The sequence below is a fragment of the Streptomyces sp. NPDC007896 genome (genome assembly GCF_042959425.1).
In the GTDB taxonomy this organism is placed as follows: Bacteria; Actinomycetota; Actinomycetes; order Streptomycetales; family Streptomycetaceae; genus Streptomyces.
Genome location: NZ_JBIBKX010000001.1, coordinates 327813 through 340749 on the forward strand (window position 1 = coordinate 327813; position 12937 = coordinate 340749).

General features: G+C 72.0%; 13 protein-coding genes. 7 read left to right on the forward strand and 6 right to left on the reverse strand.

The genetic code is table 11. The features are described 5' to 3' along the window. Positions 1–57: 57 nt before the first annotated feature. Positions 58–1806: a beta-galactosidase gene (locus tag ACFZDJ_RS01475; protein WP_391055309.1), complete on the forward strand. Its 1749-nt coding sequence runs from the start codon at positions 58–60 to the stop codon at positions 1804–1806. A gap of 143 nt (positions 1807–1949) precedes the next feature. Here ACFZDJ_RS01475 and ACFZDJ_RS01480 read toward each other — a convergent pair whose 3' ends face one another. After that, on the reverse strand, positions 1950–2732 hold the full coding sequence (locus ACFZDJ_RS01480) for a trypsin-like serine protease (RefSeq protein WP_391055312.1): 783 nt from the start codon (positions 2730–2732) through the stop codon (positions 1950–1952). 230 nt (positions 2733–2962) lie between these two features. Between ACFZDJ_RS01480 and ACFZDJ_RS01485 the strand changes: the two genes are divergently transcribed. Further along, positions 2963–3859: a hypothetical protein gene (locus tag ACFZDJ_RS01485; protein WP_390928230.1), complete on the forward strand. Its 897-nt coding sequence runs from the start codon at positions 2963–2965 to the stop codon at positions 3857–3859. A 62-nt stretch (positions 3860–3921) separates the two neighbouring features. Continuing rightward, entirely contained in the window at positions 3922–4980 is a 1059-nt protein-coding gene (locus ACFZDJ_RS01490) for an ankyrin repeat domain-containing protein (RefSeq protein WP_391055314.1), read from the forward strand. Between the two features lie 43 nt (positions 4981–5023). On the opposite strand, the gene ACFZDJ_RS01495 is transcribed toward ACFZDJ_RS01490, so the two are convergent. Both ACFZDJ_RS01495 and ACFZDJ_RS01500 read right to left on the reverse strand, forming a co-directional pair. Then, positions 5024–5941, reverse strand: a complete 918-nt coding sequence (locus ACFZDJ_RS01495; RefSeq protein ID WP_391055317.1) for an SDR family oxidoreductase — start codon at positions 5939–5941, stop codon at positions 5024–5026. A 1-nt stretch (position 5942) separates the two neighbouring features. Then, a complete protein-coding gene (locus tag ACFZDJ_RS01500; RefSeq protein ID WP_391056793.1) occupies positions 5943–6737 on the reverse strand; it encodes an SDR family oxidoreductase in 795 nt (264 codons plus the stop codon). A 108-nt stretch (positions 6738–6845) separates the two neighbouring features. Between ACFZDJ_RS01500 and ACFZDJ_RS01505 the strand changes: the two genes are divergently transcribed. Genes ACFZDJ_RS01505 through ACFZDJ_RS01520 form a run of 4 tightly spaced genes read left to right on the forward strand, consistent with a single transcriptional unit; the run spans position 6846 to position 10292 of the window. Next, complete coding sequence (locus tag ACFZDJ_RS01505; RefSeq protein WP_391055320.1) at positions 6846–7610, forward strand: enoyl-CoA hydratase family protein; 765 nt, start codon at positions 6846–6848, stop codon at positions 7608–7610. Continuing rightward, complete coding sequence (locus ACFZDJ_RS01510; RefSeq protein ID WP_391055323.1) at positions 7607–8470, forward strand: CoA-transferase; 864 nt, start codon at positions 7607–7609, stop codon at positions 8468–8470. Before ACFZDJ_RS01505 ends, ACFZDJ_RS01510 begins: the two co-directional genes overlap by 4 nt. Continuing rightward, entirely contained in the window at positions 8467–9237 is a 771-nt protein-coding gene (locus ACFZDJ_RS01515) for a CoA-transferase subunit beta (RefSeq protein ID WP_384905937.1), read from the forward strand. The genes ACFZDJ_RS01510 and ACFZDJ_RS01515 overlap by 4 nt, the downstream gene beginning before the upstream one ends. After that, entirely contained in the window at positions 9237–10292 is a 1056-nt protein-coding gene (locus ACFZDJ_RS01520; protein WP_391055326.1) for a nitronate monooxygenase, read from the forward strand. The genes ACFZDJ_RS01515 and ACFZDJ_RS01520 overlap by 1 nt, the downstream gene beginning before the upstream one ends. Here the strand turns inward: ACFZDJ_RS01520 and ACFZDJ_RS01525 are convergent. From ACFZDJ_RS01525 to ACFZDJ_RS01535, 3 genes are read right to left on the reverse strand one after another with little or no spacing between them, the layout of a single operon-like run. Then, positions 10276–11433, reverse strand: coding sequence for an acetyl-CoA C-acetyltransferase (locus tag ACFZDJ_RS01525; RefSeq protein WP_391055329.1), 1158 nt, complete (start codon positions 11431–11433; stop codon positions 10276–10278). The two genes, ACFZDJ_RS01520 and ACFZDJ_RS01525, sit on opposite strands and share 17 nt — an antisense overlap. Positions 11434–11472: 39 nt before the next feature. Further along, a complete protein-coding gene (locus ACFZDJ_RS01530; protein WP_099923177.1) occupies positions 11473–12084 on the reverse strand; it encodes a TetR/AcrR family transcriptional regulator in 612 nt (203 codons plus the stop codon). A 39-nt stretch (positions 12085–12123) separates the two neighbouring features. After that, the gene (locus ACFZDJ_RS01535; protein ID WP_168508140.1) at positions 12124–12915 is read right to left on the reverse strand and encodes an SDR family oxidoreductase; all 792 of its coding nucleotides are present in this window, start codon (positions 12913–12915) and stop codon (positions 12124–12126) included. Positions 12916–12937 lie beyond the last annotated feature (22 nt).

Here is a 12937-nt window from a genome sequence, read left to right on the forward strand (position 1 = left end):
ACCAGAGCTGATCTTTGTCCATGGACGCGGCGCGCCGCCAGAGGTGAGGGTGAGCGCATGAGCGAGTTCACGGTGGGGGACACGGATTTTCTGCTGGACGGGCGCCCGGTGCGGCTGCTGTCCGGCGCGTTGCACTACTTCCGGGTGCACGAGGAGCAGTGGGGGCATCGGCTGGGGATGCTGCGGGCGATGGGGCTCAACTGTGTGGAGACGTACGTCCCGTGGAATCTGCACGAGCCGCGCCCGGGCGAGTACCGGGACGTCCAGGCGCTGGGCCGGTTCCTGGACGCCGTACGGGAGGCGGGCCTGTGGGCGATCGTGCGCCCCGGTCCGTACATCTGCGCGGAGTGGGAGAACGGGGGGCTGCCGCACTGGCTGACGGGGAGGCTCCGCACCAGGGACGAGGAGTACATGGGGCACGTGGAGCACTGGTTCCACCAGGTGCTGCACGAGATCGTGCCGCGGCAGATCGACCGCGGCGGGCCGGTGCTGATGGTGCAGGTCGAGAACGAGTACGGCAGTTACGGCTCCGACCAGGTGTATCTGCGGCGCATGGCGGACGTGCTGCGGGCCAAGGGCGTGAGCGTTTTGCTGGTCACCTCGGACGGTCCCGAGGATCACATGCTGGGCGGCGGTTCGATCCCCGGTGTCCTTGCGACCGTCAACTTCGGCTCCCGCGCACGTGAGGCCTTCGAGGTGCTGCGCCGGCACCGGCCCGAGGGGCCGCTGATGTGCATGGAGTTCTGGTGCGGCTGGTTCGACCACTGGGGCGGTGAGCACGTCGTACGGGATGCGGGGGACGCGGCACAGGCGCTGCGCGAGATCCTGGAGTGCGGGGCTTCGGTCAACCTGTACATGGCGCACGGGGGTACCAACTTCGCGGGCTGGGCGGGGGCGAACCGGGGCGGCGGCGCACTGCACGAGGGCTCCTTGGAGCCGGACGTCACCTCCTACGACTACGACGCGCCCATCGACGAACTGGGGCGCCCCACCGAGAAGTTCTGGCGCTTCAGGGAGATCCTGGCCGCGTACGCGGACGGGCCGCTGCCGGAGCTGCCGCCCGCGCCCGCGCCGCTCGGTGCGGACGCGACCGTGGACCTTCGGGAGTGGGCCGCCCTGGACGCCGTGCTGGAGACACTGGGCGGCCGGGTGGCCGAGTACCCCGTCCCGCCCACCTTCGAGGAACTGGACGTCGACCGGGGCCTGGTGAAGTACGAGGTGACCGTCCCCGGCCCGCGGGGGCCGTACCCCCTCCTGCTGCGCGGGCTGCGGGACCTGGCGGTGGTGTACGTCGACGGCGCGGCGGCCGGGGTGCTCACCGAGGAAGACCCGGGGCTCAAGGAGCCTGTCGCGGGGCACGCGCGCGTGGAGGCGTGGGTGGAGTCCCTGGGGAGGGTCAACTACGGTCCGCGTTCGGGTGAGCCGAAGGGCATCACCGGGGGGATTTTGCACGAGCGGCAGTATCTGCACGGGGTGCGGGCGCGGGGGCTGCGTCTTGACGCGTTCGACGGTGGGGGTGTGGGGCGGGTGCCGTTCGGGGGGTTGCCGGCGCAGGGCGGTCGCGGGCTGTACCGGGGCACCGTGGAGGTGCGTGGCGCCGGGCACGCCTTCCTCGAACTTCCGGGCTGGACACGGGGGTTCGTGTGGGTCAACGGGTTCAATCTCGGGCGGTACTGGTCGGTGGGGCCGCAGCGGTCGTTGTACGTTCCCGGGCCGGTGCTGCGTGAGGGTGCCAACGAGGTGTGGGTCCTGGAGCTCCAGGAGGCGTCGCCGACGGCGCCGGTCCTCAGACACCGGACGGGCTGAAGACGCGGGTGGGCGGGGGCGGGACCCGCGCCCCTCGAACCCCGGACGACCGAGGCTCTTGGGGGCGCGGGGAACTGCGCGACCAGCCCCCACCCACCCGCACCCGAGCGACTACTGCCGGACGGGGAATCGGGGCGCGGCCCCTACAGGGTGGACGCCGCTCTGGCTATGTCGGCGGCGAAGGTCGAGACCTCGGAGTACACCCCGGGATACCCCGGCTCCGCACAGCCCTGCCCCCAGCTGACGATCCCGACCTGGATGAACGCCCCCGAGTCGTCCTTGCGGAACATCGGCCCGCCGGAGTCGCCCTGGCACGTGTCGACCCCACCCTGCTGCACGAACCCGGCGCAGATCTCGTCACCGGGCACGAGATCGCTGCCGTACGCCTGCTGACAGGTGGCGTCGCTGACGAAGGGGACGGTGGCCTTGAGGAGGTAGCGCTGCTGGGCGCCGCCTTCGCGCGCGGCGCCCCACCCGGCGATGGTGAAGTTGCCGTTGTTGTACGCGGTGGTGGTGGCGATCTTCAGTGTGGGCTGGTTGACGGGCGAGGCGAGCTTGATCAGCGCCCAGTCCTTGCCCTTGCCGTTGTAACCGGGCGCCTGGAGCACCTTGGTCGACTTGACCTTGATCGCGCTGCCGCTCTGCAGGTCGACGACGCCGGCGGTGGCGGTGATGGAGGTGTTGTTGCCGGAGCCGTTCACACAGTGGGCGGCGGTGAGGACGATCTGCTGGGTGTAGAGCGCACCGCCGCAGCCCATGGAGAGCCGGACCATGAACGGGAACTCTCCCTGCGCCGCGCGGGTGCCGCCGACGACGGGCGTGGGCGCGGCCTGCGCGGAGACGGGCTGGAGCGAGACGGTGGCGAGGGTGACGGCACCGAGGGCGAGGACTCTCTTGATGCCCGTGAACTTCTTCGGAGACTTCAACGTGCTTCCTCTCGTGGGGGGTTGGAAGCCCGACGGGGTCACACCGGGGCCGCACGACGCGACAGCCGCCGCACATACCGAGTGACATGCACCCGCCAAGCCTTTACGAATTATTTAGACACGGGAGCGCTCCGACAAGGACCCCATTTCGGCCAGCCGCACCCCTCCACCCGCGGGAACCGCGCTTAGAGTGGAGTGCAGGAGGCCCGGCGTCTTCAGGGGGTACGGACGTGGCGAACGGCGGACCCGTCGAGCACGGCTTCCCGCATCTGGACACGGTGCGGGCATCGATCACCGCGCTCTACAAGCGGCTCTCGTACGACACCATCCACACCTTCGCGACCAGCGTGGCCCCCGCCGACGTGGCCTTCGGCGACATCGACGACCTGCATCTGGGCGCGCAGCGCGTGGCCCGCGAGATGGTGCACCACTACCACCTCCCGGACGCCCGGCTGATCATCGGCTTCCGCGAGATGACCCAGGCGGCCAACGTCGAACTCACGGCGGGCCCCGAGTACTTCGTCGAACTGAACGACCGCTTCCGCTCCCACCGCCGGGACATCGGCGCCGCCCTCGCCCACGAGGTGATGCACGTCTATCTGCACCGCCTCGACCTCTACTTCCCCGGAACGCGCGACAACGAGATCCTCACGGACACCGCGGCGACCTACCTCGGCGCGGGCTGGCTGCTTCTCGACGCCTACCGGGAGGACGCCGACTCCTCACAGAAACTCGGCTACCTCACCCCGGAGGAGTTCGGCTACGTCCTCGCCAAACGCGCCCTCGTGTTCGACGAGGACCCCTCGATCTGGTTCACCAGCCCGCAGGCGTACACGGCGTACACGCGGGGCATGGCGCAGGCCCGCCGTGACGAGCAGCAGCCCCCGCTGACCGCGGCCGGCTGGGCGGGCCGCCGCCGCTACGCGAAGGACCGACGGCACGCCCAGGACCAGCACACCCCGGGCTCGCACCCCGGCGTCCCCTACGCGTTCAGCCCCGACAGCCGCGGCCCCCTGCGCGTCTCCTTCCCCTGCCCGACCTGCCACCAGCGGATCCGGGTACCGGTCCGGGGCCGGGTACGGGCGCGCTGCACACTGTGCAGGACGGTGCTGGAGTGCGACACATGAGGTGAGAGACAACACCCCGAAAGACTTTGCCTCTCGTGTCCTTCGCGAGCGAGGGTCGAAGGATGAGCACGAACGACCCCGCGGCACAGCTCTTCACGGCTGTGCACGAGGGTGACGAGGACGCGGTGGTACGGCTGCTGCGCTCCGGTGTGAGCCCGGACGCGGTGGACGAGGACGGCCAGACGGCGCTGTATCTGGCGGCGGTGAGCGACCGGCCCGGCGTCGTACGACTGCTGCTGGCGACCGGGGCCGCGCCCGACCGCCTCAGCCAGGGCACGGACGCGCCACTGTGCGGGGCGGCGTGCGGTGGGCACACGGAGGTCGTACGTGCCCTGCTGGCGGCTGGGGCCGCGCCGGACACGGTGGAGGAGTTCGGGTTCACGGCGCTGACGTGGGCGGTGCGGCTGGGGCGGGTCGCGGTGGTGACGGAGCTCCTCGCGGCGGGCGCGGACCCCGACCGCCCGGGCCCGACCGGTGAGCCCCCGCTCGTCGCGGCCGCCCGCCGTGGCTCGCCCGGCTGTGTACGCGCCCTCCTGCGGCACGGAGCGCGGGCGCGGTCGGCGGCGCTCGCCGAGGCCCACCGCCGGCTCACCGTCGATGTGGAGAGCGAAGTGCGCGCGGGCCTGGAAGAGACCTGGGGCCCGGGCCATCCCTCCGTCACCCACCGCTACCCGGAGGACGGCGGCATCACCGTCGAGGTCCAACTCCTCGGCCCGGCCGGGGATCCCGTCGCGAGCCACGACCAGCAGACGGGCCACGCCGCGATAGCGACCCTCCTCGAATCCGCCCTCGGCATCGCCGCGCCCGCCGCCGAACTGGCCGCCCGCGCCCTGCGCCCCGCCGACCCCGACAACGACGACTGGACCGAGGCGGCGACGGCACTGGGCCTGCGCGGCGACGAGGAGACGTTCCGGGCGGCGGTCCAGTGGTGCGCCGTCCCCGACCCCCTCCGCCAGGCCTTCGGCGCGGACGTACTGGGCCGCCTCGGCAACCCCCACGGCCTGCCGATCCTGCACACCCTCACCCGCGCGACCGACCCCGTGATCCGCGACCGGGCCACGAGCGCGCTGGCGCGGCTGGACCCCGCCGGCCCTTGGCCCGTCCGACCCTTGAACCCTTGAACGAGGCACCTTCAGGGCGAGACACGCCCCCTGCTCCGCCCTCCTACTGCGCCCCGTACACCGCCCCCGGAACCTCCGCCTCCGCCAACAGCTTCAGGGCCGCCTCACCGGCCTCGGACGGGGTCCAGCGGGCGCCCTTGTCCGCGGTGGGGCCCGGGCGCCAGCCCTCCATGACGGTGATGCGGCCGCCCTCGGTCTCGAAGACGCGGCCCGTGACTCCGGTGCTCGCGCTCGCGCCCAGCCAGACGACGAGGGGGGAGACGTTCTCGGGGGCCATCGCGTCGAAGGAGTCGGCGCCGGGAGCCGCCATGGTGTCCGCGAAGGCGCGTTCGGTCATCCGGGTGCGGGCCGCGGGGGCGATCGCGTTGACCTGGACGCCGTAGCGGCCCAGTTCGGCCGCGGCGACCAGGGTCAGCCCGATGATCCCGGCCTTGGCGGCGCTGTAGTTGCCCTGTCCGACCGAACCCAACAGGCCCGCCCCGCTACTGGTGTTGACGACCCTGGCCCGGGGGGTGCGGCCTTCCTTCGCCTGCGACCGCCAGTGCGCCGCCGCGTGCTTCAGCGGCAGGAAGTGGCCCAAGAGGTGGACGCGCAGCACGGCGTCCCAGTCGTCCTCGTCGAGGTTGACGAGCATCCGGTCGCGCAGGAACCCCGCGTTGTTGACGAGGGTGTCCAGGCGTCCGTACGTCTCCAGCGCGGTGTGTACGAGGGAGGCGGCGCCGTCGGTGGTGGCGATGTCGCCGCCGTGGGCCACCGCTTGTCCGCCCGCCGCCCGGATCTCCTCCACGACCCGCGCGGCCGGGCTGTCCGGGCCGGGCGTGCCGTCGAGGCCCACCCCGAGGTCGTTCACGACGACCCGCGCCCCCTCGGCGGCGTACGCGAGCGCGTGCGCGCGGCCGAGTCCGCGCCCGGCGCCCGTGACGATCACGACCCGCCCCTCGCACAGCAGCGGTCCACTCATCTCAGTCCTCCTTGTCGGACGTCCCGGCCTTGTCGGACGTCCCGGCCTTGTCGGACGTGCCGGTCTTGTTGGCGGTCGCCGCGTCCAGGAAGGCGGGCCGCTCGCCGCCGCCGTGGACGAGCAGCGAGGCCCCGCTGATGTACCTCGCCGCGTCCGAGGCGAGGAAGACCGCGGCCCCGCCGATGTCGGACGGGTCGGCGAGACGGCCCAGCGGGACGGTGCGGGAGACGGCGGCGATGCCGTCCTCGCCGCCGTAGTGCAGATGGGAGAGTTCGGTGCGGACCATGCCGACGACGAGGGTGTTGACCCGAACGTCGGGAGCCCACTCGACCGCCATCGAACGGGCCAGGTGCGCAAGGCCCGCCTTGGCCGCCCCGTACGCCGCCGACCCGGGCGACGGCCGCGCCCCGCTCACGCTGCCGATCATCACGATCGATCCCCGGGCCCGCCTGAGGTGCTCGTACGCGGCGAGCGAGGCGGTCAGCGGCACGATGAGGTTCAGCTCGATCACGCGCGCGTGGCGCTCGGCGTCCGCCTCGGTCAGTGGACGGTAGGGCGCGCCGCCCGCGTTGTTCACCAGCACGTCCAGCCGGGGCAGCGCGGCGAAGAAGGCGTGCACGGCGGCCGGGTCGCGGAGGTCCACAGGCACGAACTCCGTGCCCTCCAGCGGTACGCCGGGGGGTCTGCGGGCACAGACCACCACGTCCGCGCCCGCCTCGACGAACGCCCGCGCGATCCCGGCCCCCACCCCACGGGTGCCTCCCGTGACGACGACGGTCCTGCCCCCGAGATCCAGGTTGTCCACAGGGCCTCCCGCCCGGATGCATTCACTGCTAGCTTCGAGAGTGCGCCTAACAAACGTTTGGTGGAATGGTCCTGAGGTGGAAAGGTAGCTGATGCGTCGATGGGTGTCTCCACCTCGTCCCCGGAAAAGGGGATTTCCGTCGTCACGGTCGACTTCCCGCCGGTGAACGCGCTGCCGGTGCGCGGCTGGTTCGACCTGGCCGACGCCCTGCGCGCGGCGGGCCGCGACCCCGGCGTCCGGTGCGTCGTGCTGACGGCCGAGGGGCGCGGTTTCAACGCGGGCGTGGACATCAAGGAGATGCAGCGCGAGACCAGGGACAGCGGAGGCCATCGCGCGCTCATAGGGGCCAACCGCGGCTGTTTCGAGGCCTTCGCCGCGGTCTACGAGTGCGAGGTCCCCGTCGTCGCGGCGGTGCACGGCTTCTGTCTGGGCGGCGGGATCGGGCTGGTGGGGAACGCGGACGCGATCGTGGCGAGCGAGGACGCCACCTTCGGCCTGCCCGAGCTGGACCGCGGTGCCCTCGGCGCGGCCACGCATCTGGCCCGCCTGGTCCCGGGCCACCTGGTGCGCGCGCTGTACTACACCTCGCGCACGGCGACCGCCGCCGAGCTGCACGCGCACGGCTCGGTGTGGCGGGTCGTGCCGCGCGGGGAACTCCTGGGCGCCGCGCTGGAGCTGGCGCGTGAGATCGCCGCCAAGGACGGCGAGCTGCTCCGGCTCGCGAAGGCCGCGCTGAACGGCATCGACCCCGTGGACGTGCGCCGCAGCTATCGATTCGAGCAGGGCTTCACCTTCGAGGCGAACCTCAGCGGGGTCGCCGACCGTGTCCGCGACACCTTCGGAAGGGAGGGGGTCGACAGGTGAGCGACAAGACGATGACCACCGACGAGGTGGTCTCCCGGCTCTACAGCGGGATGACTCTCGGCATCGGCGGCTGGGGCTCGCGCCGCAAGCCCATGGCCCTGGTGAGAGCACTGCTCCGCACCAGGATCACCGATCTCACCGTGGTGTCGTACGGCGGCCCGGACGTCGGCCTGCTCGCCGCCGCGGGCCGGATCCGAAGGCTCGTCACCGCCTTTACCACCCTCGACTCGATCCCGCTCGAACCGCACTACCGGGCGGCGCGCGAGCGCGGGGCGTTCGAGCTGATGGAGGTGGACGAGGCGATGTTCATGTGGGGGCTGCACGCCGCCGCGAACCGTCTGCCCTTCCTCCCTGTCCGGGCCGGGCTCGGCTCGGACGTGATGCGGGTCAACCCCGGCCTGCGCACGGTCACTTCGCCGTACGCCGATGCCTCCTCGGGGGTACGGGAGGAGCTCGTCGCCATGCCCGCCCTGCGCCTGGACGCGGCCCTGGTCCACATGAACCGCGCCGACCGCCTGGGCAACGGCCAGTATCTGGGCCCGGACCCGTACTTCGACGACCTGTTCTGCGAGGCGGCCGACGCCGCGTACGTCTCGTGCGAGCGCCTGGTCGACACGGCGGAGCTCACCAAGGAGGCCGCCCCGCAGACCCTGCTGCTCAAGCGGTCGAGCGTGACGGGCGTCGTCGAGACTGCGAACGGCGCGCACTTCACGTCCTGCGCCCCCGACCACGGACGCGACGAGCCCTTCCAGAAGCTGTACGCCACCACGCCGTACGCCGAGTTCGCCGCGCGCTTCCTCGCCGGCGACGAGCAGGCCTACCAGTCCGCCGTACGGGCCTGGCACGAGGAGCAGCGATGAGCCCCGCATCCACCCCCGCCCCCGGCGCCCCCGCAGCCGTGGTCACCCGCGCCGAGTACTGCGTGATCGCCTGCGCCGAGGCCTGGCGGGACAACGGCGAGGTGCTCGCCAGCCCCATGGGCCCCATCCCCTCCATCGGCGCCCGTCTCGCCAAGCGCACCTTCTCCCCCGATCTGCTGCTGACCGACGGCGAGGCGATGCTCGTCGGTCTCGACGGCACCCCGGAGGGCTGGCTGCCGTACCGGCAGCACCTGACCATGGTCACCGGCGGACGTCGGCACGTGATGATGGGCGCGAGCCAGCTCGACCGCTTCGGCAACCAGAACATCTCCTGCATCGGTGACTGGTCCAGGCCCACGCGCCAGCTGCTCGGCGTGCGCGGCGCCCCGGTCAACACCCTGAACAACCCGACCAGTTACTGGGTCCCCAGGCACTCGCCGCGCGTCTTCGTCGAGCGGGTCGACATGGTGTGCGGGGTGGGGTACGACCGTGCCGCCGCCGCGGGCCCGAGCGCCACCCGCTTCCACCGCGTGCCGTGCGTGGTGAGCGACCTCGGCGTCTTCGACTTCGCCACCCCCGACCACTCGATGCGCCTCGCCTCGCTGCACCCGGGCGTCACCGTGGAGCAGGTGCGGGAGGCGACGGGCTTTCGCCTGTCGGTCCCCGACGAGGTGCCCCGCACCCGTGAACCGACACCCCAGGAGCTGAGACTGATCCGCGAAGTCATCGATCCGGGCGGCGCCCGGGACCGAGAGGTCAGGAGCTGATGGAGACCGCGCTCACCCGCCTCGTGGGTGTCCGTCACCCCCTCGTGCAGACCGGTATGGGGTGGGTGGCCGGACCCCGCCTGGTCTCCGCCACGGCGAACGCGGGGGCGCTGGGCATCCTGGCCTCCGCGACGATGACCCTCGACCATCTGAGAGAGGCCGTACGCGAGGTCAAGTCCCGTACGGACGCGCCGTTCGGCGTGAATCTGCGTGCCGACGCCGGGGACGCGGGCGAGCGGGTGCGGATCATCGTCGAGGAGGGGGTGCGGGTCGCGTCCTTTGCCCTCGCACCCTCCCGCGAGCTGATCGCCGAGCTGAAGGAGGCGGGCGTGGTCGTCGTCCCCTCCGTCGGGGCACGCCGGCACGCCGAGAAGGTGGCCGCCTGGGGCGCGGACGCGGTGATCGTGCAGGGCGGCGAGGGCGGCGGCCACACCGGCGAGGTCGCGACGACGGTGCTGCTGCCGCAGGTGGTGGACGCGGTGGACATCCCGGTGGTCGCGGCGGGCGGTTTCCACGACGGGCGGGGGCTGGTCGCGGCGCTGGCGTACGGGGCGGCGGGCATCGCCATGGGCACCCGTTTCCTGCTCACCTCGGACTCGACGGTCCCGGCCGCGGTGAAGGCGAAGTACCTGGCGGCCACGGTCAGGGACGTCACGGTCACCACGGCCGTGGACGGCCTCCCCCATCGCATGCTGCGCACGGACTTCGTCGACTCCTTGGAGAAGTCCGGCCGTACGAGGGCTCTCGCGCGGGCTGTCCGCCGGGCCGCGGGCTTCCGGCGGATCTCCGGACTGTCCTGGGCGCGGATGGTCCGCGACGGTCTCGCCATGCGGCACGGCAAGGAGCTGACCTGGAGCCAGGTGCTGCTCGCCGCGAACACGCCGATGCTCCTGAAGGCGTCGATGGTGGACGGGCGTACGGACCTGGGGGTGATGGCGTCGGGGCAGGTCGCGGGGGTGATCGAGGATCTGCCCTCGTGCGCGGAGCTGGTGGAGCGGGTGATGGCACAGGCGGACGAGACTCTCGGCGCGCTGGGTCTCAGAGCCGTTCGATGATCGTCACGTTCGCCTGGCCGCCGCCCTCGCACATCGTCTGGAGGCCGAACCGGCCGCCGGTGCGCTCCAGTTCGTGCAGGAGCGTGGTCATCAGTTTCACGCCCGTCGCCCCCAGCGGATGCCCCAGAGCGATGGCGCCGCCGTTGACGTTGACCTTCTCCGGGTCGGCGCCGGTCTCCTTGAGCCAGGCGAGGACGACCGGGGCGAAGGCCTCGTTGATCTCGACGAGGTCGATGGCGTCGAGGGACATGCCGGTCTTCTTCAGGGCGTACGCGGTGGCCGGGATGGGTGCGGACAGCATGCGGATGGGGTCCTCGCCGCGTACGGAGAGGTGGTGGACGCGGGCGCGCGGGGTCAGCCCGTGCTCCCGTACCGCCCGCTCGGAGGCGAGCAGCATCGCGGCGGCGCCGTCGGAGACCTGGGAGGAGCAGGCGGCGGTGATGGTGCCGCCCTCGACGACCGGCTTCAGGCCCGCCATCTTCTCCAGTGAGGTGTCCCGGCGCGGGCCCTCGTCGACGGTGACCTCGCCGTGGGCCACGGTCTCGCGGGCGAAGCGGCCCTCGTCGATGGCGCGGATCGCCCGCCGGTGCGAGCGGAGGGCGAACTCCTCCTGGTCGCGGCGGCTGATGCCCCACTTGGCGGCGATCATCTCGGCGCCGGCGAACTGGTTGACGGGCCGGTCGCCGTAGCGCGCGCGCCAGCCCTCGCTGCCGGCGAAGGGGCCTTCGGTGAGGCCGAGGGGTTCGGCGGCCTGGCGGGAGGCGAAGGCGATGGGGATCTGGCTCATGTTCTGCACGCCGCCCGCGACCACCAGGTCCTGGGTGCCGGACAGGACGCCCTGGGCCGCGAAGTGCACGGCCTGCTGGGAGGAGCCGCACTGCCGGTCGACGGTGACGCCCGGCACCTCCTCGGGGAGTCCGGCCGCCAGCCAGCAGGTGCGGGCGATGTCCCCGGCCTGCGACCCCACGGTGTCCAGGCAGCCGAAGACGACGTCCTCGACGGCGGCCGGGTCCACTCCGGAGCGCTCGACCAGCGCCTTGAGGACATGCGCGCCGAGGTCGGCCGGGTGGACACCGCTCAGGCCTCCCCCGCGCCGCCCGACGGGTGTACGGACCGCTTCGACGATGTAGGCCTCGGCCATGACAACTCCCTCACAGACATGGGCTATCGCAGACATGGGCTATTCGCGTACGGAGATCCCGTCCAGCACCATCGACAGGTACTGCCGGGCGATCTCCTCGGGGCTGTGCTGTCCGCCGGGCCGGTACCAGGACGCGGCGACCCACACCGTGTCGCGCACGAAGCGGTAGGTGAGCCGGATGTCGAGATCGGCCCGGAAGACCTCGGCCGCCACGCCGCGCTCCAGCGTGCTCAGCCACGCCTTCTCGAAGTTGCGCTGCGAGTCGGCGAGGAAGGCGAAGCGCTGCTGGGCGGCGAGGTGCCGGGACTCCTTCTGGTAGATGGCGACGGCGGCACGGTGCCGGTCGATCTCCCGGAAGGACTCGGTGACCAGGGCCTCCAGCGTCCGGCGCGGGTCGAGTTCGGCGTCCAGGACGGCGTCGTAGCCCTCCCAGAGCTCGTCGAGGAAGGTCCGCAGGATCTCCTCCAGCATCGATTCCTTGGAGTCGAAGTGGTAGTAGAGGCTGCCCGCGAGCATCCCGGCCTCGTCCGCGATCTTGCGTACGGTGGTGGCGTTGTAGCCCTGCTCGGCGAAGACCTCCGCGGCGGTGTCGAGGAGTTCGCGGCGCCGCTCGGGGGTGGCGGTCACCTGGGGCTTCTTCTTGGTAGGCACGGTTCCATTGTGGTCCCAGGGGTGCCGGCCGACGGAGCCCTACGCATGTTGGCTGCTGACGGAGACGACTTCGCCGGTCATGTACGAGGAGTAGCCGGACGCCAGGAACACGATCACGTTGGCCACCTCCCAGGGCTGCGCGTAGCGGCCGAAGGCCTCGCGGCCCGTCAGTTCCTCCAGCAGCTCGGGTGTGGTCACCTTCACCAGGTGCGGGTGCATGGCGAGACTCGGTGAGACCGCGTTGACGCGCACCCCGTACTCGGCGGCCTCGACGGCCGCGCACCGGGTGAGGGCCATGACCCCCGCCTTGGCGGCGGCGTAGTGCGCCTGACCGGTCTGGGCGCGCCAGCCGATGACGGAGGCGTTGTTGACGACGACTCCGCCGCCGCCCTGGTCCCTGAAACGGCGCAGGGCGGCCCGGGTGCACCGGAACGTGCCGTTCAATGTCACGTCCAGCACCCGCGACCACTGCTCGTCGGTCATGTCGACGAGGGCACAAGTGCCGCCGAGGCCCGCGTTGTTGACGACGATGTCCAGGCCGTCGTGGAGGTCTCCCGCCAGCGTGAACAGGGCTTCCACCTGCTGCTCGTCCGTCACGTCGCACGGCAGCGAGGCGACGTTCGCCGCGCCGAACTCCGCGGCGAGGGCCTCTTCGCTCTCCTTGAGGCGGCGGGCGTGGGCGTCACCGATGACCACCCGCGCCCCCTCCTCCAGGAACCTGCGCGCCGTCGCCCCGCCGATGCCCGCGCCCGCGGCGGCGGTGATGACGGCGGTGCGCCCGGTCAGCAGCCCGTGCCCGGTGACGTACGCCGGACTCTCGACGTCGCTCATACCTCCACGCTAACCTACCAAA